The organism is Pseudomonas sp. NPDC088322, from assembly GCF_044740745.1.
In the GTDB taxonomy this organism is placed as follows: domain Bacteria; phylum Pseudomonadota; class Gammaproteobacteria; order Pseudomonadales; family Pseudomonadaceae; genus Aquipseudomonas; species Aquipseudomonas shirazensis.
Genome location: NZ_JBIURK010000004.1, coordinates 28,637 through 48,680 on the forward strand (window position 1 = coordinate 28,637; position 20,044 = coordinate 48,680).

At 63.3% G+C, this 20,044-nt stretch carries 21 protein-coding genes; 11 read left to right on the forward strand and 10 right to left on the reverse strand.

From position 1 onward, the window contains the following. Positions 1-21 precede the first annotated feature (21 nt). Positions 22-813, reverse strand: coding sequence for a dienelactone hydrolase family protein (locus ACIOAU_RS10900; protein WP_401181884.1), 792 nt, complete (start codon positions 811-813; stop codon positions 22-24). Positions 814-947: 134 nt separating this feature from the next. On the opposite strand from ACIOAU_RS10900, the gene ACIOAU_RS10905 reads away from it, so the two are divergent. From ACIOAU_RS10905 to ACIOAU_RS10920, 4 genes are all read left to right on the forward strand, one after another. Then, positions 948-1,553, forward strand: a complete 606-nt coding sequence (locus ACIOAU_RS10905) for an outer membrane protein (protein WP_101321767.1) — start codon at positions 948-950, stop codon at positions 1,551-1,553. Positions 1,554-1,674: 121 nt separating this feature from the next. Continuing rightward, positions 1,675-2,352, forward strand: coding sequence for a response regulator (locus ACIOAU_RS10910; RefSeq protein ID WP_101321766.1), 678 nt, complete (start codon positions 1,675-1,677; stop codon positions 2,350-2,352). Continuing rightward, positions 2,349-3,695, forward strand: coding sequence for an ATP-binding protein (locus tag ACIOAU_RS10915; RefSeq protein WP_220632434.1), 1,347 nt, complete (start codon positions 2,349-2,351; stop codon positions 3,693-3,695). The genes ACIOAU_RS10910 and ACIOAU_RS10915 overlap by 4 nt, the downstream gene beginning before the upstream one ends. A 291-nt stretch (positions 3,696-3,986) precedes the next feature. After that, entirely contained in the window at positions 3,987-5,312 is a 1,326-nt protein-coding gene (locus ACIOAU_RS10920) for a dicarboxylate/amino acid:cation symporter (RefSeq protein WP_101321764.1), read from the forward strand. Positions 5,313-5,485: 173 nt separating this feature from the next. Here the strand turns inward: ACIOAU_RS10920 and ACIOAU_RS10925 are convergent, their stop codons facing one another. Together ACIOAU_RS10925 and ACIOAU_RS10930 are read right to left on the reverse strand one after the other, a co-directional pair. Next, on the reverse strand, positions 5,486-5,980 hold the full coding sequence (locus tag ACIOAU_RS10925) for a SprT family zinc-dependent metalloprotease (RefSeq protein WP_150570945.1): 495 nt from the start codon (positions 5,978-5,980) through the stop codon (positions 5,486-5,488). A 130-nt stretch (positions 5,981-6,110) separates the two neighbouring features. Next, entirely contained in the window at positions 6,111-6,710 is a 600-nt protein-coding gene (locus ACIOAU_RS10930; RefSeq protein WP_101321762.1) for a Yip1 family protein, read from the reverse strand. A gap of 285 nt (positions 6,711-6,995) precedes the next feature. Between ACIOAU_RS10930 and ttcA the strand changes: the two genes are divergently transcribed. Together ttcA and ACIOAU_RS10940 are read left to right on the forward strand one after the other, a co-directional pair. Continuing rightward, the gene (gene ttcA, locus ACIOAU_RS10935) at positions 6,996-7,820 is read left to right on the forward strand and encodes a tRNA 2-thiocytidine(32) synthetase TtcA (protein ID WP_101321761.1); all 825 of its coding nucleotides are present in this window, start codon (positions 6,996-6,998) and stop codon (positions 7,818-7,820) included. A gap of 3 nt (positions 7,821-7,823) precedes the next feature. Continuing rightward, a complete protein-coding gene (locus ACIOAU_RS10940) occupies positions 7,824-8,495 on the forward strand; it encodes a DNA-3-methyladenine glycosylase I (protein ID WP_101321760.1) in 672 nt (223 codons plus the stop codon). A gap of 175 nt (positions 8,496-8,670) precedes the next feature. Here the strand turns inward: ACIOAU_RS10940 and ACIOAU_RS10945 are convergent, their stop codons facing one another. Genes ACIOAU_RS10945 through arsC form a run of 3 tightly spaced genes read right to left on the reverse strand, consistent with a single transcriptional unit; the run spans position 8,671 to position 10,029 of the window. After that, positions 8,671-9,081: a DUF2069 domain-containing protein gene (locus ACIOAU_RS10945; protein ID WP_150570944.1), complete on the reverse strand. Its 411-nt coding sequence runs from the start codon at positions 9,079-9,081 to the stop codon at positions 8,671-8,673. After that, positions 9,074-9,679 (reverse strand): NAD(P)H:quinone oxidoreductase, encoded by a 606-nt coding sequence (gene wrbA, locus ACIOAU_RS10950; protein ID WP_101321759.1) that lies wholly within the window; start codon positions 9,677-9,679, stop codon positions 9,074-9,076. Before wrbA ends, ACIOAU_RS10945 begins: the two co-directional genes overlap by 8 nt. Further along, positions 9,676-10,029 carry an arsenate reductase (glutaredoxin) gene (gene arsC, locus ACIOAU_RS10955; RefSeq protein WP_101321758.1) on the reverse strand — a complete coding sequence of 118 codons (354 nt, stop codon included), beginning with the start codon at positions 10,027-10,029 and terminating at the stop codon, positions 9,676-9,678. Before arsC ends, wrbA begins: the two co-directional genes overlap by 4 nt. An 87-nt stretch (positions 10,030-10,116) precedes the next feature. Here arsC and ACIOAU_RS10960 point away from each other — a divergent pair, with 87 nt between their 5' ends. Continuing rightward, positions 10,117-10,584: a TlpA disulfide reductase family protein gene (locus ACIOAU_RS10960; RefSeq protein ID WP_101321757.1), complete on the forward strand. Its 468-nt coding sequence runs from the start codon at positions 10,117-10,119 to the stop codon at positions 10,582-10,584. A gap of 45 nt (positions 10,585-10,629) precedes the next feature. Here the strand turns inward: ACIOAU_RS10960 and ACIOAU_RS10965 are convergent, their stop codons facing one another. The 4 genes from ACIOAU_RS10965 to ACIOAU_RS10980 form a co-directional block, all read right to left on the reverse strand. Continuing rightward, positions 10,630-11,034: an META domain-containing protein gene (locus ACIOAU_RS10965; protein WP_101321756.1), complete on the reverse strand. Its 405-nt coding sequence runs from the start codon at positions 11,032-11,034 to the stop codon at positions 10,630-10,632. Continuing rightward, the gene (locus tag ACIOAU_RS10970; RefSeq protein ID WP_101321755.1) at positions 11,031-11,468 is read right to left on the reverse strand and encodes a hypothetical protein; all 438 of its coding nucleotides are present in this window, start codon (positions 11,466-11,468) and stop codon (positions 11,031-11,033) included. The genes ACIOAU_RS10965 and ACIOAU_RS10970 overlap by 4 nt, the downstream gene beginning before the upstream one ends. Positions 11,469-11,499: 31 nt before the next feature. Next, the gene (locus ACIOAU_RS10975; protein ID WP_401181895.1) at positions 11,500-12,507 is read right to left on the reverse strand and encodes a 2-hydroxyacid dehydrogenase; all 1,008 of its coding nucleotides are present in this window, start codon (positions 12,505-12,507) and stop codon (positions 11,500-11,502) included. An 85-nt stretch (positions 12,508-12,592) separates the two neighbouring features. Then, the gene (locus ACIOAU_RS10980; protein ID WP_401181898.1) at positions 12,593-15,349 is read right to left on the reverse strand and encodes a response regulator; all 2,757 of its coding nucleotides are present in this window, start codon (positions 15,347-15,349) and stop codon (positions 12,593-12,595) included. A gap of 221 nt (positions 15,350-15,570) precedes the next feature. On the opposite strand from ACIOAU_RS10980, the gene ACIOAU_RS10985 reads away from it, so the two are divergent. From ACIOAU_RS10985 to rlmD, 4 genes are all read left to right on the forward strand, one after another. Then, complete coding sequence (locus ACIOAU_RS10985; RefSeq protein WP_101321752.1) at positions 15,571-16,284, forward strand: response regulator transcription factor; 714 nt, start codon at positions 15,571-15,573, stop codon at positions 16,282-16,284. Between the two features lie 3 nt (positions 16,285-16,287). After that, the gene (locus ACIOAU_RS10990; RefSeq protein WP_101321751.1) at positions 16,288-17,670 is read left to right on the forward strand and encodes a sensor histidine kinase; all 1,383 of its coding nucleotides are present in this window, start codon (positions 16,288-16,290) and stop codon (positions 17,668-17,670) included. Positions 17,671-17,760: 90 nt separating this feature from the next. After that, positions 17,761-18,660: a cysteine synthase CysM gene (gene cysM / locus ACIOAU_RS10995; protein WP_150573746.1), complete on the forward strand. Its 900-nt coding sequence runs from the start codon at positions 17,761-17,763 to the stop codon at positions 18,658-18,660. Continuing rightward, the gene (gene rlmD, locus ACIOAU_RS11000) at positions 18,657-20,015 is read left to right on the forward strand and encodes a 23S rRNA (uracil(1939)-C(5))-methyltransferase RlmD (protein ID WP_401182523.1); all 1,359 of its coding nucleotides are present in this window, start codon (positions 18,657-18,659) and stop codon (positions 20,013-20,015) included. The genes cysM and rlmD overlap by 4 nt, the downstream gene beginning before the upstream one ends. Positions 20,016-20,044: the final 29 nt, after the last annotated feature.

The window sequence follows — 20,044 nt, forward strand, 5'->3', positions numbered from 1 at the left end:
TGGCCATTGCCAGCGCAGCGGTCACTTGAACAGCTTGTCCAGAAACGCCTGCATGTCTGCCCATGAGCTTTTGTCGGCCGCTTGGTCATAGCCGATATCAGGCCCGCCATGCTCGCCATGACTGAGACGGTCGGCATCGGGGTTGCTGAAACCATGCTTGGCGCCGGCGATGCTGACAAACTGATAGTCGGCCTTGGCCTTGTCCATCTCTTCCTTGAAGGCCGCGACCTGCTCCGGGGTGACCATGCTGTCTGCCGCGCCGTGCTCGACCAGCACCTTGGCCTTGACGCTGCCGGGGCTGGCCGGAGTCTGCGTGACCAAGGCGCCGTGGAAACTCACCACACCGGCCAGCTCCTCGCCACGCCGGGCCGCGTCGAGCACGACCTTGCCGCCAAAGCAGTAGCCAATCGCAGCGAGCTTGTCGGGATCGGTTTTTGGTTGAATCTTTAGCATCTCAAGGCCCGCATCGAAGCGCTTGGCAGCTGCTTCCGGGTTCTCCAGCGCCGCCTTCATGAACGCCATCGCATCGGCCGGATGCTCGGTGTGCTTGCCATCGCCATACATGTCGATCGCCAGCGCGCTGTAACCCAGCCCCGCCAGGTCGCGGGCGCGGCGCTTGGCATAGTCATTGAGCCCCCACCACTCGTGCACTACCACGACGCCCGGCCGTTTGCCGTCGATAGCATCGTCATAGGCGTAATAGCCAACCAGGCGCTTGCCGTCGTCATCCTGATAATCGATCTGGCGGGTCTGTACCGCCGCTTGAGTAAGGCTGGCGCAGCTCAACAAAGCCAGGGCAAACAGATAACGCATGGTCGCAACTCCTTTAGGCGAGGGAAGCGCAGGCTGTTCAGCGGCGGTTCAGGCAGGGTTCAGCCGCGGTTCAGGGCGCCTTGCTTACTCTAGCTTCCAGACCGAAACAGCGCATCCAACTGGAGTAAGAACCCATGAAAACAGTCAATACCCTGCTTGCAGCAATGGCCGTATGTGCCGCCGGCTTCAGCGTTCAGGCCAACGCCGACGACACCTTCGCCAGCCTGACCTACGGCCAGACCAGCGACAAAGTGCGCAAGTCCGGGCTGCTCTCGCGCAGCACCGACAACCTCAACACCGACGGCGTGATCGCCAAGGATGGCACCTGGGGTGTGCGTCTGGGCAAGATGAACAACGAAGGTCGCTACTACATGACCTACGACAACGTCTCCGGTGACCACAGCGGGCTCAAGCTGCGCCAGGAAAACCTGCTTGGCAGCTACGACCTGTTCCTGCCCGTGGGAGACACCACCAAACTATTTGGCGGCGCCAGCCTGGGCGTGACCAAGCTGACCCAGGAATCCTCCGGTTACAGCCGCGATACAAATTACGGCTACGCTGCAGGCCTGCAAGCCGGCGTTATCCAGGAAGTCACCGACAACGCCTCGGTCGAACTGGGCTACCGCTACCTGCGCACCAACGCCAGCACCGAACTGGTCGAACACGGCGGGCCGAAAATCGGCAGCATGAGCCTGACCAGCAGCGCCCAGACCTACCTCTCGGCAAACTACAAGTTCTAAGGCGTGCTGGTACTCTGTATCGGCGTTTGCAACGCACAAGGCTGCTGGCTCGCCAGCGGCCTTGCGCCGTGCCTGCGCCAGAGAGGCAAGACAGCGTCGTGACGGTTATAAGGAGAAAGGCATGAAACTGCTGGTGGTCGAGGACGAGGCGCTGCTGCGCCATCATCTGCACACACGCCTGAGCGAAACCGGCCATGTGGTCCAGGCGGTCGGCAACGGCGAAGAAGCCCTGTACCAGGCAGAGGAGTTCGCCTTTGACCTGGCCATCATTGACCTCGGCCTGCCGGGCATGAGCGGCCTGGACTTGATCCGCCAGCTGCGCAGCCAGGGCAAGAGCTTCCCGATCCTGATTCTCACCGCACGGGGCAACTGGCAGGACAAGGTCGAAGGCCTGGCGGCCGGCGCCGACGATTATGTGGTCAAGCCGTTCCAGTTCGAGGAGCTTGAAGCGCGCCTGAATGCCTTGCTGCGCCGTTCCAGCGGCTTCACCCAGTCGACCATTGCCGCCGGGCCACTGGTGCTCGACCTCAATCGCAAGCAAGCCAGCCTCGACGATCAGCCGCTGGCGCTGACCGCGTATGAATACCGCATCCTTGAATATCTCATGCGTCATCACCAGCAGGTGGTGGCGAAGGACCGCCTGATGGAACAGCTGTACCCAGGCGATGAAGAGCGCGACCCGAATGTCATCGAAGTGCTGGTCGGCCGGCTGCGCCGCAAGCTCGAGGGCGAGCACGGCTTCAAACCGATCGATACCGTGCGCGGCCTGGGCTACCTGTTCACCGAGCGCTGCCGATGATCCGTTCGCTGCGCGTGCGCCTGATGCTGGCGGCGGCGCTGCTGGCGCTGTTGTTCATGCTGGCGCTGCTACCGGCCCTGCAGAAGGCTTTCAGCCTGGCCCTGCAGGAGTCGATCGAACAGCGTCTGGCGTCCGATGCGACCACGCTGATCTCCGCCGCGCGTATCGAGCAGGGCCGCCTGCAGATGCCTGATCAGCTCCCGGATGAGCGCTACAACCTGCCTTACACCGGGTTGATCGGCTACATCTTCGACCGCGACGGCAAGCTGGTCTGGCGTTCGCGGGCTACCGCCGACCGCGACATCAACTACCAGCCGCGTTATGACGGCCGCGGCAACGAGTTTGCCCGCATTCGCCAGGACAACGGTGAAGAGTTCTTCGTCTACGACGTGGAAGTAAAACTGCTCGGCGGCAAGAGCGCCGCCTACAGCATCGTTGCCCTGCAACCGGTACGCGAGTATCAGGACACCCTCGAGGGCCTGCAGGAAAAACTCTACCTGGGCTTCGGCGCTGCCTTGCTGGCCTTGCTGGTGCTGCTTTGGGCCGGCTTGACCTGGGGGCTGCGCTCGCTGCGTCGGCTGAGTGTGGAGCTGGACCAGGTCGAGAGCGGTGCTCGCCAGGGCTTGAGCGGCGAACATCCCCGCGAGTTGTTGCGCCTGACCGGCTCGCTCAACCGCCTGCTGCACAGTGAGCGCGAACAGCGTCAGCGCTATCGTGACTCGCTGGACGACCTTGCGCACAGCCTGAAAACGCCGCTGGCGGTGCTCCAGGGCGTGGGCGAAAGCATGGGCCACGGCAGTGGCGAGCGCGAGCAGGCGCGAGTGCTGCAGAGCCAGATCGAGCGCATGAGCCAGCAGATCGACTACCAGTTGCAGCGCGCCAGCCTGCGCAAGAGCGGACTGGTTCGCGACCGTGTCCAGCTCGCGCCGCTGCTCGACAGCTTGTGCAATACCTTGGCCAAGGTCTACCGCGACAAGCACGTGGCGATCACCCTTGTCGTCCCTGCGCAGGCGGAAATACCCATGGAGCAGGGCGCCGCGCTGGAGCTACTGGGCAACCTGCTGGAGAACGCCTACCGGCTATGTTTGGGTCAGGTGCGGGTGAGCTTGAGCGAAACCCCGGACAGCCTGCTCCTGTGCATCGAAGACGATGGCCCGGGCGTGCCGACCGATCAGCGCGAGCGCATCCTCCAGCGCGGCGAGCGGCTGGACCGCCAGCACCCGGGGCAGGGCATCGGCCTGGCCGTGGTCAAGGACATCATCGACAGCTACGACGCCCACCTGAGCTTGGACGATTCGCCGCTGGGCGGTGCTGCCTTCAGGATTGTGTTCACGCGCGGCTGACCCCGCGCCCGGGCGGATTCCCGCCAACCCGCCCGTTCATTTCCCGCCAACGGGCGGAAATCCGCCAGCTCAGGCCCACCTGGTTGCCCTGTCCTTGGGCATGCCACCCCCTCTAGATCAGGCTTTGCACCTCATTCGAGCACTTTGGCATCGCCCTTGCTATTCACTTGGCAGAGGCCTGCAAAGGCAGCTCGAACACAACGACAAATCCCTCCGGGTGCAGGAGGGTTAGCGCTTTAGGTGCCCCCGCCCTGGGAAGGGTGGAAACCGGCACACTCGAGGAAATAAGCCATGACGACTCGTCAGCCGCTGTACAAATCGCTGTATATCCAGGTGTTGGTTGCCATCACCATCGGTATTCTGCTCGGTCACTTCTACCCTGAAACCGGCGTTGCGCTCAAACCCCTGGGTGACGGCTTCGTCAAACTGATCAAAATGGTCATCGCCCCGATCATCTTCTGTACAGTCGTCAGCGGTATCGCTGGCATGCAGAGCATGAAATCGGTCGGCAAGACCGGCGGCTACGCGCTGTTGTACTTTGAAATTGTTTCGACCATCGCGCTGATCATCGGCCTGGTTGTCGTCAACGTGGTCAAGCCAGGCGCTGGCATGCACATTGACGTCAACACCTTGAACGCCAGCAGTGTCGCTGCCTATGCCGCCGCCGGCGCGCAGCAGACCACTATCGGCTTCCTGCTCAATATCATCCCGAACACCGTGGTCGGTGCCTTCGCCAACGGCGATATCCTCCAGGTGCTGATGTTCTCGGTGATCTTCGGCTTCGCCTTGCACCGTCTGGGTAGCTACGGCCGGCCATTGCTGGACATGATCGATCGCTTCGCTCACGTCATGTTCAACATCATCAACATGATCATGAAGCTGGCTCCGATCGGTGCCTTCGGTGCCATGGCCTTCACCATCGGCCAGTACGGCGTCGGCTCGCTGGTGCAGCTGGGCTACCTGATGGCCTGCTTCTACATCACCTGCCTGGCGTTCATCCTGATCGTCCTCGGTGGTATCTGCCGCGCGCATGGCTTCAGCGTACTCAAGCTGATCCGCTACATCCGTGAAGAGCTGATGATCGTACTTGGCACCTCGTCCTCGGAATCGGCCCTGCCACGCATGCTGGCCAAGATGGAGCGTCTGGGCGCGAAGAAGTCGGTAGTAGGTCTGGTAATCCCGACTGGCTACTCATTCAACCTTGACGGTACTTCGATCTACCTGACCATGGCTGCCGTGTTCATCGCCCAGGCGACTGACACGCAGATGGACATCAGCCACCAGATCACCTTGCTGCTGGTGCTGCTGGTTGCCTCCAAAGGCGCTGCTGGCGTCACCGGTTCGGGCTTCATCGTCCTCGCCGCGACCTTGTCTGCTGTCGGCCACCTGCCGGTTGCCGGTCTGGCGCTGATCCTTGGTATCGACCGCTTCATGTCCGAAGCCCGCGCCCTGACCAACCTGATTGGTAACGGCGTAGCGACCATCGTGGTTGCCAAGTGGGTCAAGGAGCTGGACGAAGACAAGCTGCACGCTGAACTGGCTTCGGGCGGCTCGCCGCTGACCGACACTCGTCCAACCGACGACCTCGGTGTAGCTGAAGGCCCAGCGCGCTCTTAAGTCATCAGGCAATAACCTGGGGCCGCTCTGCGGCCCTTTCGCGACACAAGGCCGCTCCTACAGACGACTGCGCATGACTGGCTTGCGTGGTCAACTGTAGGAGCGGCCTTGTGTCGCGAAAGGGCTGCGAAGCGGCCCCAAGTTCGTCCAATCTCCGCAAAACCCTTCCGGCTTCACTCCACCCGCGTCTGCCCGCTATACGCCAGCACCTGCCGACAGCGCTTGCACAGATACCGCCGCCCTTGGCGCACCAGCTTGTGCCGCACCGCCGTAAAGGCAAAGTCACTCTCCGGGCACGGGCACTGATAGATATAGCGCGTCGCCGTACGCCGTTGCACCGCATAGTTGTGGCAGCGATTGGGCGGCAGCTCGTAGACCCCGCGCATGATCAACTGCCACTCTTCGCCATGGGCCTGGATACTGTCGCCGAACAACTGATGCGCGACCAGATGCGCCACTTCATGGGCCACAGTCTGGCGCAGAAAATCCTCGTGGTTTTCCCGGTACAACTGCAGATTGAAGCGCAGCAGATTTTCATGCAGATGGGCAACGCCGGCCTTCTGGCCGCGCAGCTTGAAGCTCACCTGTGGGCGGATGAAGCTCCGTTTGAAGAACGCTTCGGCTTGCTGATAGCAGGCTTCAACGCGGGATTCGAGCAACTCGGGCATGGCGATCTAGGTTCTCCTCAGCCGCGCATTATGCCGCAACCCCCCAGAGGCTGCCGAGCCATCGGTCAGCACACAGTCAAAGGCCGCCTTGCGGCGGCCGGTGACTTGATGCCCCAGTGTTGGTTTGGATCTAGTTGGTATACACAGGCCCCACGCCCAAGCCCCAGATGACCACCGTGGCCGCCATGATCGCCACCAGCACCACCAGGCCTACCGCCAGCACGGAGCTTGAGAACAGAAAGCCTTCATCCGCCGGGATGTTCATGAACGTCGGCAAGCCCACATACAGCAGGAACACCGTGTAACTGATGGCCGCCGTGCCGATCACCATGCCCAGCCACAGGTGTGGGTAAAGCGCCGCCAGCCCGGCGACGAACAATGGCGTAGCGGTGTAGGTGGCAAACGCGATGCAGCGTGCCATCGATGGCGTGGCGTCATAGGTACGCGCCATCCAGTGGATGAAAGCGCCCATTACCGCGACCCCGATGAGCATCGCCAGGTACGACATCACGCTCATCCAGAACGCGCTTTCAACGGTCAGCATGACCGCCGGTCGGTCACCGATCACCCAGCCGACCTGGGTGGTGCCGATAAACGCTGAAACGACGGGGATGGCCGCCAGAATCAGGGTATGGGTCAAGTACATGTGGCTGATCGATTCTTCCTCGCCACGAATCTCCTGCCACTCTTGGTCGGGATGGGTAAACAGCCCAAGAACGTGATGGATCATACCGGTCACTCCTATGGTCGTTGCCTGACGCACCCCAGATGGAGCACATGCGGCCCGCGGCCAGGCACCGAAGCAAGCGGTAATATGGCCTTAAGTCGCAGTATAGGAAGCACATCCCTGCGCAATAGGCGCTTTTTAGAGCAAATCGCGCTGTCGCCGCAGTTGTTGATTCCGTTGCAGTCTTTGGTCGGCCTGGCGCGGTTAATTGTCGCGAAAGCCTTCGCCCGCGCCGGCTTTATGCGTAAAATGTTCGGCTTTTGTCACACCTCGCGGATTCCAAGCGCTATGGGCACCCTCTCGGTCAACCAGAACAAACTGCAAAAACGCCTGCGTCGTCTCGCCGGCGAAGCCATCACCGACTACAACATGATCGAAGATGGCGACAAGGTCATGGTCTGCCTGTCCGGCGGCAAGGACAGCTACACCATGCTCGATGTTCTGCTGCACCTGCAGAAGGTGGCGCCGATCCAGTTCGAGATCGTCGCGGTGAACATGGACCAGAAGCAGCCAGGCTTCCCCGAGCATGTTCTGCCGGCCTACCTGAAGACCCTGGGCGTCGAGTACCACATCGTCGAGAAAGACACCTATTCGGTGGTCAAGGAACTGATCCCGGAAGGCAAGACCACCTGCTCGCTGTGCTCGCGCCTGCGCCGCGGCACGCTGTACACCTTTGCCGATGAAATCGGCGCGACCAAGATGGCTCTTGGTCACCACCGCGACGACATGGTCGAAACCTTCTTCCTGAACATGTTCTTCAACGGCTCGCTCAAGGGCATGCCGCCCAAGTTGCGTGCCGATGATGGCCGCAACGTAGTGATCCGGCCGCTGGCCTACTGCAGCGAGAAGGACATCCAGGCCTACTCGGACATGCGCGAATTCCCGATCATCCCGTGCAACCTGTGTGGCTCGCAGGAAAACCTGCAACGTCAGGTGGTCAAGGAAATGCTCATCGACTGGGAGCGCAAGCACCCAGGCCGCACCGAGAGCATCTTCCGCGCGATGCAGAACGTGGCGCCGTCACAACTGGCCGACCGCAACCTGTTCGATTTCACCAGCCTGAAAATCGATGAAACCGCGGCGCCGCGCTTCCTCGATGTGGTGAACATCTGACCCATGCGCGATTATCAGTGGCTGCATGAGTTCTGCCTGAATCGCTTCGGCTCGGCCAAGGCCCTCGAGGCGTTCCTGCCGCAACCGCGCACACCGGCGCAGTTGCGTGACATCAGCGACGACCGCTACCTGTCGACGCTGGCGCTGCGAGTATTTCGCGCAGGCCTCAAGCACAGCCTGGTAGATGCCAAGTGGCCGGCCTTCGAGCAGGTGTTCTTTGGCTTCGAGCCGGAAAAGGTGGTGCTGATGGGCGCCGAGCACCTTGAGCGGCTGATGCAGGACACGCGCATCATCCGCCACTTGGGCAAGCTCAAAAGCGTGCCACGCAACGCGCAGATGATCCTCGACATCGAAAAACAGCACGGCAGCTTTGCCAGCTTTATCGCCGACTGGCCGGTGACCGATATCGTCGGCCTGTGGAAGTACCTGGCCAAGCATGGCAATCAGCTCGGCGGGCTGTCGGCACCGCGCTTTCTGCGCATGGTCGGCAAGGATACCTTTATCCCCACCGACGACATGTCAGCCGCGCTGATCGCCCAGGGCGTGATCGACAAGGCGCCGACCAGCCAGCGTGATCGTGCGCTGGTGCAGGAGGTGTTCAATCAGTGGCATGCCGAAAGCGGCCGGCCACTTTGTCAGCTCTCGGTGATGCTGGCGCACACCGTCAACCATTGAGCCAGTCGTTACACGGTCCCTGTAGGAGCGGCCTTGCCGGGGCGCCGGACCGGTCGCGAAAGGGCTGCGTAGCGGCCCCAGGATTTGTGCTGCACCGCAAAATCGCCGGGCGCGCTGCGCACGCCTTTCGCGACCGGTCCGGCGCCCCGGCAAGGCCGCTCCTACAAAAAGCAGATCAGCATTCGCCGACAAGGCGCCTTTCATGCTGAAACTTCCAGCGCACGTATAGCAGTGCGCTGACGAACAGGCCCAGGCTCACCAGGGTTTCCATCCAGCCAAACAGCGCCCGCGCTGGGTCGAACGCCGCCAGCACGCCTTTGATGAAGTAGATATTGACCACGAAGCAGGTCCACGCATGGGCCCGTGCGCTGCCCATCAGCATGCCTGGTAGCACCAGCAGCAGCGGGATCAATTCGACCGCAAGGATCACCTCGACCCGCGCCCCATGCAGGTTGGCAAACCACAGGTTATTGACCAGCAGCAGGGCGATCAGGCCGACCAGGCAAGCCAGGCTCAGCGCGCGGGTAAGGCGCAGCCGCGGTGCCAGCCAGGCCAGCGCTGGTAGTGGCTTGGCACGCTTAGCCACGCGCGCCACCCAAAGCCTTGGCCGTGCTCGCCAGGCGTTGCCCGAGTGCTCGGCACAGGGCTATTTCGTGGCTGTCCAGCTCGCGCTTGCCGTCGGCGCCGGCATGATGACTGGCGCCGTACGGGGTACCACCACCGCGGGTTTCCAGCAGCGCCGACTCACTGTAGGGCAGGCCGGTGATGAGCATGCCGTGGTGCAGCAGCGGCAGCATCATCGACAGCAGGGTAGTTTCCTGACCGCCGTGCAGGCTGGCGGTGGAAGTGAACACTCCAGCCGGCTTGCCGACCAGTTCACCACCCAGCCACAGGCTGCTGGTGCCGTCGAGGAAGTACTTCAGCGGCGCCGCCATGTTGCCGAAGCGGGTCGGGCTGCCGAGGGCAATCCCGGCGCAGTGGCGCAGGTCATCCAGGCTGGCGTACAGCGCACCGCTGGCAGGGATATCGGGGGCGACTGCTTCGCACTCGGTGGAAATCGCCGGCACGGTCCGCAGGCGCGCTTCCAGGCCAGCCATCTCGACGCCGCGGGCAATGTGCCGGGCCATCTCGCTGGTGGAGCCGTGCCGGCTGTAATACAGCACCAGGATATAGGGCTCGCTCACGGCAGGATCTCCAGCACTTTTTCCGGTGGGCGGCCAATCACAGCCTTGTCACCGGCCACAAGAATCGGCCGTTCGATCAGTTTGGGATGGGCAACCATTGCCGCGATCAGCTGTGCTTCGGTCAATGCCGGATTGGCCAGCTCAAGGGCTTTGTATTCGTCTTCACCGCTGCGCAGCAGTTGCCGCGCGCTGATGCCGAGCTTGCCCAGCAGCGCCGTCAGGGTAGCGGCATCCGGTGGCGTCTCCAGGTAGCGCACGATGTGTGGAGCAAGGCCGCGTGCTTCGAGCAGCTCAAGGGCGCCGCGGGATTTCGAGCAGCGCGGGTTATGATAGAGAGTCAGATCAGTCATGACGGGTCGCATCCAGCTGGGTGTGGCGGCTATTCTAACCGCTGCGGCTGAATTACAGGTTTGAAATACTTCGAGAAGGATTGACCCATGGCAAAGCGTTTGGCGGCGGCACTGGCCATCACTGCAAGCCTGTTGCTCGGCGGTTGCGGTGCCGATTATGGCGTGGACCAGCACGGCAATACGGTAAAGGCCGAGCAGATCGAGGGGCAGTGGCTGGTGCTCAATTACTGGGCAGAGTGGTGTGGCCCATGCCGTACCGAAATCCCCGAACTGAATGCCGCCGCCAAGCAGTGGCAGGCTGATGGCATCAAAGTGATCGGGGTCAATTACGATGGGTTGCAGGGCGACGATCTCAAGCAAGCCTCGCAAACCCTGGGCATCGACTTCACCGTGCTCGCCCAGGACCCGGCCGAGCGCTACGAACTGCCGCGCAGCGAAGCCTTGCCGGTGACCTACATCATCGACGACAAGGGCAAGGTGCGTGAACAGCTGCTCGGCGAGCAGACCCTGGATGGGCTGCAGGCCAAGATCAAGGCACTCAAAGGCGGCGCCTGACGATCAGGCGGGACCGCCAGCGCGGTCCCGCCCAAGCCAGCACACTCAGCTTTCTTCAGGCCAGAAGCGCAGCGGCTTGCCTTCAGCCGGCCAGAAACGGATCTGCTCGATTGCCGACACATCCCAGCGCTGCACCGTCTCCAGCGCCTGCAGGAAGCGCTGCTCCTGTTCCATCAGCGCGGGCGCGCAGAGCTTGCGGGTCTTGCCGACCTTGCCGAAGCTGAGCTCGTCACCCTTGAGGGTGTACGGCGCAAACCAGTGGTTGCAGCCGGCATTGCCATAGGCGCGGCCGTCTTCACCCAAGGTCAGGGTCAGGTTGCTGTAATCCATCAGCGGGCGCTCACCGATCCACTCCAGCACATAGCCTTGGTCCTGGCGCAGCGCTGACGGCTGCGAGGCGCAGCCCAGCAAGCTGCCGGCGATCAACAGCGCGCTCAGCAGGTTTTTCACTGGGCGCTCTCCTGGCAGCGTGGGCACACATGCTTGTCGCCCTTGCTGGCCCAGCCCAATGCCGCTACGCGCTCGCTGGCGGCTGGCTTGTGGCCTTTGCTGCCGAGCTTGGCGTCCACGGCGAATTCGAAGTCGAGCACGGCTTCACAGCTGTCGCACTTGATCTGCCAGTTGAGAATCGCCAGCTCCTTGAACGCCGGGCCGCTGGCCACGGCAACCCACTGGCCGCTCGGGTTGATCAGGTGGCGCACGCTTTCGACGGTCAGGCGCATGCTCAGGTCTTTGCTGCCCTTGAGCGTCACCAGCAGGACATCGTCCTTCTGGATCGAACCACCGTTACCGGTCACCTGGTAGCGCCCCGGCACCAGCGCGCGGCATTCGATCAGGGTGTGTTGCGGGTTGAATAGGGTGTAGCGGAAATCGTGCTCGACCATGGGTCCTCCAGAAATGCCGCGTATCCTAGCATCAACTTGCGAGCAGATTCTGCGGCTTGCCTGCCGCCCAGCAGATGATGTTGTCCAGGGTGGTGCTAGCGATCGCCTGCAGCGCCTCATGGGTGAGGAAAGCCTGGTGGGCGGTGATGATCACATTGGGGAAGGTCAGCAGCCGCGCCAGTACGTCATCCTGCAGCGGCTGGTCGGAGCGGTCCTCGAAAAACAGCTGGGCTTCTTCTTCGTAGACGTCCAGGCCCAGATAACCCAGCTGGCCACTCTTGAGCGCATCGATCAGGGCCGGAGTGTCGACCAGCGCGCCGCGGCCGGTATTGATCAGCATGGCGCCTGGGTGCAGCGCCGCCAGGCTCTGGGCATTGATCAGATGCCGGGTCTGCTCGGTCAGCGGGCAGTGCAGGCTGACGATGCGCGCCTGGGCCAGCAGCTCGGGCAGATCCAGATAACGCGCGCCAAGGGCGAGCATGTCCGGGTTGGGGTAGGGGTCATACGCCAGCAACTGGCAGCCGAAGCCGGCCATGATCCGGGCGAAGGCCAGGCCGATCTGGCCGGTACCGATCACCCCGACGGTCTTGCCGTGCAGGTCGAAGCCGGTCAGGCCATGCAGGGTGAAGTCGCCTTCGCGGGTGCGGTTGTAGGCCCGGTGCAGGCGCCGGTTGAGGGCCATGATCAGCGCTACGGCGTGCTCGGCCACCGCGTGCGGTGAGTAAGCCGGGACCCGCACCACAGCCAGGCCCAGGCGCGCGGCTGCGGCCAGGTCGACATGGTTGTAGCCGGCCGAACGCAGCGCGATCAGGCGCGTGCCGCCGGCTGCCAGGCGCTCCAGCACGTCGCTGTGCAGCTCGTCGTTGATGAACGCGCAGACCACCTCGTAGCCATCGGCCAGCGGCGCGGTGTCGACGGTCAGCCGGGCAGACTGATAGTGCAGGTCCAGGTCCAGGTCCAGGTCCAGGTCGCTGTCGCGGCATACCTGGCTGAAGCTTTCCTGGTCGTAGTGCTGGCTGCTGAACAAGAGAATGCGCATGGCAGAGGTCCTTTGCGGCTGAGCAGGGCAGTGTAGCCAGCCTGGCGTGGGGCGTATTGACCCAGGCCAGCGTAGCTGGCGCGGGTCACACGCTCAGCTGAGCCTGCTCGGCTAACCGTTCGATAGCCTGGTCGAGTTCATCCAGCGCCTGCATGGCCTGCGGGCTGTCCTGCTTGAGCAGGGTTTCACTGCGCTGGCAGGCCGCACGCAACTGCGGCACGCCGCAGTAGCGCGAGGCGCCATTGAGGCGGTGCACCCGCTCGATCATCGCCTCGCGATCACCCGCCACCCGCGCCACCTGAATGGCTACGCGATCTGCCTCCAGCGAATCGAGCAACATGCGCAGCATGTCTGCTGCCAGATCAGCCTTGCCGGCTGCCAGGCGCAAGCCTTCTTCGGGGTCGAGCACCTTCAGCTCGCTGCTTTCCGGCAACCGCTCCAGCGGCTGCTCCTGCTGCGGTGGGGCCAGGTTGAGGCCGGTCCATTTCATCACCACCTGGGCCAGCTGGCGCTCGCTGATCGGCTTGGTCAGGTAGTCATCCATGCCGCTGTGCAGCAGGGCACGTTTTTCGTTGGCCATGGCATGCGCGGTAAGGGCGACGATGGGCAGCGGGTTGCAGGTCTGGCCGCTTTCCCACTGGCGGATCTGCTCGGTGCAAGCGCGGCCGTCCATGCCCGGCATCTGCACGTCCATCAGCACCAGATCGAACGCTTCATCCTGCACCGCCTCGACCGCCGCATAGCCGTTGTCGACCGCCAGCACTTCGGCGCCGAGGCCCTCGAGCAGGGTCTGTACCAGCAGCAGGTTGGCTGGGTTGTCGTCGACGCAGAGGATCTTCGGCATGCGCTGGCTGCCCGGCATACGCACTTCGCTCAGTTGCCGGCGCGGCTGGATCAGCTCAAGCAGCAGCCGGCGCAGCTTGCGCGTGCAGGTGGGCTTGGACAGCAACTGGCCGTGCGGGTTGGGCAAGCTGGGATGATACAAGCCCTGCTCGGTGGTCGGGCAGAGCACCACGCACAGGCACTGCAGGCGTTCCAGCTGCTGGTTGTACTGGCCGAGCAGATCGGGTGAGAGGTTGTTCAGGTTGGCGCCGAATACAGCAAATTCGAACGGTTGCCCGGCCTGATGGGCGGCTTGCACGCCTTGCACCAGTTGCTCGAACGAGGCGAACACGCTGACGCTCAAGCCGCAGTCCTGCAGCTGGTGCTCCAGCGCCTGGCGGGCCAGCTCATGGCCGTCGACGATGGCCGCACGGCGACCCAGCAGCGCTTGTAGCGGCAGTTCCGAGCCATCGTCGTGGGCCCTGGGCAGATTTAGACTGATCCAGAACTGCGAGCCCTCGCCGGGCGCGCTGTCGACGCCGATTTCGCCGCCCATCTGCTCGATCAGGCGCTTGGAGATGACTAGCCCAAGGCCGGTACCGCCGGGCTGGCGCGACAAGGAGTTGTCGGCCTGGCTGAAAGCCTGGAACAGCGTGCGCACGTCCTGCGGGGTAAGGCCGATACCGCTGTCCTGCACGCTGATGCGCAGCTGCACATGGTCACCCTGTTCGTCTTCGAGCATCGCCCGCACGACGATAGTGCCTTCGCGGGTGAACTTGATCGCGTTGCTGACCAGGTTGGTGAGGATCTGCTTCAAGCGCAGCGGGTCACCGACCAGCGACAGCGGCGTATCCCGGTAGACCAGGCTGAGCAGCTCGAGCTGTTTGGCGTGGGCGGCCGGGGCGAGAATGGTCAAGGTGTCCTGGATCAGGTCGCGCAGGTTGAACGGGATGCTGTCTAGCACCAGCTTGCCGGCCTCGATCTTGGAGAAATCGAGGATCTCGTTGATGATCCCCAGCAGGTTGTCGGCAGACTGTTCGATGGTGCCGAGATAATCCAGCTGACGCGGCGCCAGTTCGCTCTTCTGCAGCAGATGGGTAAAGCCGAGTATGCCGTTGAGCGGGGTGCGGATCTCGTGGCTCATGTTGGCGAGGAACTCGGACTTGATCCGGCTGGCCTCGAGGGCTTCCTTGCGTGCCATGTCCAGCTCGATGTTCTGGATTTCGATGGTTTCCAGATTCTGGCGCACGTCTTCGGTGGCCTGGTCGATGCTGTGCTGCAGTTCTTCATGGGCGCTGTGCAGGGTCTCGGCCATGCGGTTGATGCCGGCCGCCAGCTCGTCCAGCTCATGGCTGCCCATGGCCGGCAGGCGCGCTTCGAGGTTGCCGTCCTTGAGCTGAGTGACCGCCTCCTTGATCCGCCTGATCGGGTCGTTGATCGTGCGGCTCATGCGCAGGGCGACCAGTGCGGTCACGCTCAGGCAGGCGAGAATCAGCAGCACGCTGGTGAACAGGTTGCGGTAACCGCGCAGCAGGGTGCCATCATGCGACAGCTCGATTTCCACCCAGCCGAGCAGGCGCTCGGCTTCGGCCGGCACTGCGTCAGCGGCCAGGTCGCGGTGATGGCCGAACACCGGCATCAGGTAGCGGGTGGCGTCATTGCCAGTGCGTTGCAGCAATTGCGTGCCGCTGCCGCCGCTGGGCGGCTGGTTGAGCATGCTCGGCCCGGCATGGGCCAGCTGGGTGCGCTGTGGGGTCAGGAACACCACCGCGCGCACGTCGCTTTGCTCCAGCGCCTGGCCGGCAATCCTTTCCAGCTGGTCAGTGGCATGGCGGGCGAGGGCGGGCGCCGCCAGCGGCGCCAGTTGTTCGGCAATCATCTTGCCGCGCTGGAGCAACTGGGTACGCAGCTCGTTTTGTTGCAGCCAGGTGAAATAGATGCCCAGCACCAGTGCCATCAAGGTAGCCGGCAGCAGCGCCAGCAGCATGACCCGGCTTCTGATTCCCAAACGATCGAGCACACTCGCCTCCTGTGATGTGCCTGATGGCCGTCGCCGAGCGGGACGGAATAGTTGCCGAACGTTACTCCGGCTGCGGGCGTAAAGCGATCATTTCAGCGCCCCAGGCGGGCTGGCAGGCTGCGCTTGCAGCCGGAGGCGCTAATGGTTTGGTCGTAATCCAGTTGCCTAGCCTTGAGTTACTGGCCAATAATCGCGCAATTGAGAATCAATGCCAGAAGCCAATGAATCCCGTAGCCATTCACCACTCGAACATTCTCGCCATCGAAGACGACCCGGTCCTCGGCGCTTACCTGCACGAAGAATTGCAGCGCGGTGGGTTTCAGGTGACCTGGTGCCGCAACGGCCTTGACGGTCTGGAAACAGCAGGCCGGCAGGTGTTCGATGTGGTCCTGATGGATATCCTCCTGCCGGGGCTGAACGGCCTCGATGCACTTGCGCAGCTGCGGCGCAAAAGCGCCACGCCAGTGATCCTGATGTCGGCCCTGGGCGCTGAAGCGGACCGTATCACCGGCTTTCAGCGCGGCGCCGATGACTATCTGCCCAAGCCCTTCAGCATGGCCGAGTTGCAGGTGCGCATCGAGGCGATCCTGCGCCGGGTTGAGCTGGAGCGCCGGCGCCAGGCACCGCAACCTGTCGAGCCAGGCGAGCTGCGCTTTGATGACGCTATCAGCGATGTTTGCCTCGGCTCCAACTGGGCCGGCCTGACCCCCAGCGAATATCGCCTGCTGGACACCCTCTACCGCAGTCCGGACGAGGTGCTGAGCAAGCCCCTGCTGTATCAGCAAGTGTTGCAGCGGGGTTACTCCCGCCACGATCGCAGCCTGGACATGCACGTCAGCCAGATCCGCCGCAAGCTCAAGGCGGTCGGTTACCACGAGCGGCAGATCGTCACCGTTTGGGGCAAAGGTTATGTGCTCAGCGCCGGCGAGGGCTGAACCATGCTCGATCGACACTCGTTGTTCTGGCGCCTGGCGATTTTGCTGGTGGGCTTTTGCCTGTTGATGATCGGCCTGAGCTACAGCTGGGGTCGCTACATGGAAACCCAGAATGCATTTCTCTCCAAGCCCGCCCGGCAACTGCTGCAGGCCTACGCGGTCGAGGCTGAGCAGGCCTGGCACGAGGGCGGCCAGGCCGGCATCGATCAATGGTTGCAAGGCATGCGCGCACGTGAGCAGGGCTTTGTCGGCGTCATCAACAGCCACCTGCACAGCTTGAGCAGTACCCCGCTGACGGCCGAGCAGACCCAACGCCTGACCCGCCTGCGCCAGGTCGACTGGCCGATGAGCCGACGCAGTGTCGATCAACCGTGGCTGCGCTTGCCGTTCGCCGACCCCGCCGCGCAGGCCATGCTGGTCATCGAATTGCCCACGCGGCTCAATCCGGGCCAGTACCTGTGGCTGTGGCGGATCCTGATCAACGGGGTGATTCCCGGCCTGTTCACCTTGCTGCTGTGCGTGGGTCTGTACCGCATGCTGATTGTGCCGTTGAACCAGTTGCGCGAGCAGGCCAATGCCTGGCGCGCCGATCAGCTCTCGGCGCGGCTGGACGCGACCACCATGGGCCGACATGACGAGCTGGGTGAGCTGGCGCGTGCCTTCGACCAGATGGCCGAGCGCCTTCAAGGCACAGTGGCCTTGCAGCAACAACTGCTGCGCGACCTGTCCCACGAAATGCGCACGCCGCTGAGCCGCTTGCGGGTGGCCGGCGATGGCGAGGCTGACCTTGGGCGCCTGCGCGAGCGCGTCACGCGGGAGGTCGATTGCATGCAGCAATTGGTCGAAGACACCCTGCAACTGGCCTGGCAGGACGCCGAACGGGCGCCGATGAACCTCGAACCGATCCAGCTGCAGGCGCTGTGGGACATGCTCGCCGAGGACGCCTGCTACGAAAGCGCCTGGCAGCCTGCACGTCTGCGCTGTGAATTGCCGGCCACCTGCTGGGTGCAGGGCAACCTCAACCATTTGGCCCAGGCCGTGGAAAACCTGTTGCGTAATGCCATTCGTCATTCGCCTGGCGACGGCGTGATCACCCTCGGCGGTCGGCGTGAGGGCAGTTACTGGCGGATCTGGCTGGAAGACCAGGGCGGCGGTGTGGCTGAGGACGATCTGGAGCGTATCTTCGCGCCGTTTTCGCGGCTGGACGGTTCGCGCCCCGGCGACGGCGGCTTTGGCCTCGGCCTGAGCATCGCCCGCGGCGCCATTCAACGCCAGGGCGGGACGCTTTGGGCCGAGAACGGCAAACGCGGCCTGCGCCTGTGCATGCGCCTGCCAGCGCACGTTGAAGCGAGCGAATCGGCGCCGGCACAGCTGCTATATAGCTGACAGCTATATCGACCACAGATTGCGTGATATGGCCGGCAAGGGAATGCCGGTATGATAGGCACCCCTGTCGTTTTGATTGCGAAAGACACCATGACCCTGCAGTACCCAACCATCGCCGATTGCGTCGGCAATACGCCTCTGGTTCGCCTGCAGCGCCTCGCAGGTGCGACCAGCAATACCTTGTTGCTCAAGCTCGAAGGCAACAACCCGGCCGGCTCGGTCAAGGACCGCCCGGCACTGTCGATGATCACCCGCGCCGAACTGCGCAACCAGATCAAGCCCGGCGACACCCTGATCGAAGCGACCTCCGGTAACACCGGCATCGCCCTGGCCATGGCTGCGGCGATCAAGGGCTACAAGATGATCCTGATCATGCCCGACAACTCCACTGCCGAACGCAAGGCAGCGATGACCGCCTATGGCGCCGAGTTGATCCTGGTGAGCAAGGAAGAGGGCATGGAGGGCGCCCGCGATCTGGCCGAAAAGCTTCAGGCCGAAGGCCGCGGGTTGATCCTCGATCAGTTCGCCAACGGCGACAACCCGTTGGCCCACTACACCAGCACCGGCCCGGAGATCTGGCAGCAGACCCAGGGCAGCGTCACCCATTTCATCAGTTCGATGGGCACTACCGGCACCATCATGGGCTGCTCGCAGTACCTCAAGGAGCAGAACCCGGCGGTGCAGATCGTTGGTCTGCAGCCCATGGACGGCTCGTCGATTCCCGGCATCCGGCGCTGGCCTGAGGAATATCTGCCAAAGATATTCGACGCCACTCGAGTTGATCAGGTGATCGACATGTCCCAGGCCGAAGCTGAACACGTCACCCGCCGCCTTGCCCGTGAAGAGGGCATTTTCTGCGGTGTGTCCTCTGGTGGTGCGGTGGCCGGCATGTTGCGCCTGTCGCAGCAGGTGGAAAACGCCGTGATGGTCGCGATCGTCTGCGACCGCGGTGATCGCTATCTTTCCACTGGCCTGTTCGACGCGACCTGATGACCAAGAAAAGTAAAGGCGGCCTGCGTTTCCAGCCGGCCGGCGGCGATCGTGCTGCGCAAGTTCCCGTAGGCAAGAAGCAGCGCCTGGACATCGAGCGCCTGGCCGGTGATGGCCGCGGCATCAGTTTTCATGAAGGGCGAACCTGGTTCGTCAGCGGCGCCCTGGCCGGCGAAGCGGTGGAAGCGCGGGTGCTTGGTGCCCGTGGCAAGATCGTCGATGCGCGCCTTGAGCGGGTCCTGCAGGCCAGCCCCGAGCGGCGCCCGGCGCCGTGCCGGCACTATGATCGGTGTGGCGGTTGCAACCTGCAGCACCTGCCGCACGCCGAGCAGCTGGCGCTCAAGCAGCGCATGCTCGCCGAGCAATTGCAGCGGGTGGCCGGGATCCAGCCAGAGCAATGGGCAGCGCCGTTGTCCGGGCCTGAATTCGGCTACCGCCGACGCGCGCGGATTGCCGTGCGCTGGGACGTCAAGAACCGTCAGCTGGAAGTCGGTTTCCGTGCCGAGGCCAGCCAGGCGATCATCGCCATCGACGAATGCCCGGTGCTGGTACAGCCCTTGCAAACGATCCTGCGGCATTTGCCGACGGTGTTGCGCAGCCTGAACAAACCGCAGGCGCTGGGCCATGTTGAGTTGTTCAGCGGCAGCGCCGAGGCCGTCCTGCTGCGCCACGTGGCGCCGTTGCCAGAGGACGACCTGGCACGGCTGCAGGCCTTCTGCAAAGAGGCGGGCGCCCAGCTATGGTTGCAAGGGGAGGGCGAGCCTGCGCCGGTCGAGGCCGGGCAGACCCTCGGTTTCACTTTGCAGCCGTGGCAGATGCAGCTAGCGTGGCGCCCGGGCGATTTTGTTCAGGTCAACGCCCAGGTCAATACGGCCATGATCGAGCAGGCCCTGGCCTGGCTCGCACCGCAGCCTGACGAGCGTGTGCTGGACCTGTTCTGCGGCCTGGGCAACTTTGCCCTGCCGTTGGCCAGGCAGGCCCGCGAAGTGGTGGCAGTGGAAGGCGTGCAGGCGATGGTCGAGCGGGCGGCAGCCAATGCCCGTGACAACAATGTGCATAATGCGGCGTTTTTTCAGGCCGATTTATCTCAACCTCTGGCAGATGCCGAATGGGCCGCCGAGGGTTTTTCTGCGGTACTCTTGGACCCACCGCGCGACGGTGCTTACGAGGTGGTGCAAGGCATCGCCCGCCTCAAGGCCAAGCGGCTGGTGTATGTCTCGTGTAACCCGGCGACGCTGGCGCGTGACGCGCAGGTGCTGGTCGCCCAAGGGTACCGGTTAACAAGGGCCGGGATTCTCGACATGTTTCCTCAGACGGCGCATGTCGAAGCCATGGCGTTATTCGAAGTGGGCTAGCCAACGCTGGCCCTCTTGGTGCGGCTTCC

Excerpts from the sequence above, each read along its gene's own strand:
- ACIOAU_RS10900 (WP_401181884.1), bottom strand. The coding sequence starts at position 813 with ATGCGTTATCTGTTTGCCCTGGCTTTGTTGAGCTGCGCCAGCCTTACT.
- ACIOAU_RS10905 (WP_101321767.1), top strand. The coding sequence starts at position 948 with ATGAAAACAGTCAATACCCTGCTTGCAGCAATGGCCGTATGTGCCGCC.
- ACIOAU_RS10910 (WP_101321766.1), top strand. The coding sequence starts at position 1,675 with ATGAAACTGCTGGTGGTCGAGGACGAGGCGCTGCTGCGCCATCATCTG.
- ACIOAU_RS10915 (WP_220632434.1), top strand. The coding sequence starts at position 2,349 with ATGATCCGTTCGCTGCGCGTGCGCCTGATGCTGGCGGCGGCGCTGCTG.
- ACIOAU_RS10920 (WP_101321764.1), top strand. The coding sequence starts at position 3,987 with ATGACGACTCGTCAGCCGCTGTACAAATCGCTGTATATCCAGGTGTTG.
- ACIOAU_RS10925 (WP_150570945.1), bottom strand. The coding sequence starts at position 5,980 with ATGCCCGAGTTGCTCGAATCCCGCGTTGAAGCCTGCTATCAGCAAGCC.
- ACIOAU_RS10930 (WP_101321762.1), bottom strand. The coding sequence starts at position 6,710 with ATGATCCATCACGTTCTTGGGCTGTTTACCCATCCCGACCAAGAGTGG.
- ttcA (WP_101321761.1), top strand. The coding sequence starts at position 6,996 with ATGGGCACCCTCTCGGTCAACCAGAACAAACTGCAAAAACGCCTGCGT.
- ACIOAU_RS10940 (WP_101321760.1), top strand. The coding sequence starts at position 7,824 with ATGCGCGATTATCAGTGGCTGCATGAGTTCTGCCTGAATCGCTTCGGC.
- arsC (WP_101321758.1), bottom strand. The coding sequence starts at position 10,029 with ATGACTGATCTGACTCTCTATCATAACCCGCGCTGCTCGAAATCCCGC.
- ACIOAU_RS10960 (WP_101321757.1), top strand. The coding sequence starts at position 10,117 with ATGGCAAAGCGTTTGGCGGCGGCACTGGCCATCACTGCAAGCCTGTTG.
- ACIOAU_RS10970 (WP_101321755.1), bottom strand. The coding sequence starts at position 11,468 with ATGGTCGAGCACGATTTCCGCTACACCCTATTCAACCCGCAACACACC.
- ACIOAU_RS10975 (WP_401181895.1), bottom strand. The coding sequence starts at position 12,507 with ATGCGCATTCTCTTGTTCAGCAGCCAGCACTACGACCAGGAAAGCTTC.
- ACIOAU_RS10985 (WP_101321752.1), top strand. The coding sequence starts at position 15,571 with ATGAATCCCGTAGCCATTCACCACTCGAACATTCTCGCCATCGAAGAC.
- ACIOAU_RS10990 (WP_101321751.1), top strand. The coding sequence starts at position 16,288 with ATGCTCGATCGACACTCGTTGTTCTGGCGCCTGGCGATTTTGCTGGTG.
- cysM (WP_150573746.1), top strand. The coding sequence starts at position 17,761 with ATGACCCTGCAGTACCCAACCATCGCCGATTGCGTCGGCAATACGCCT.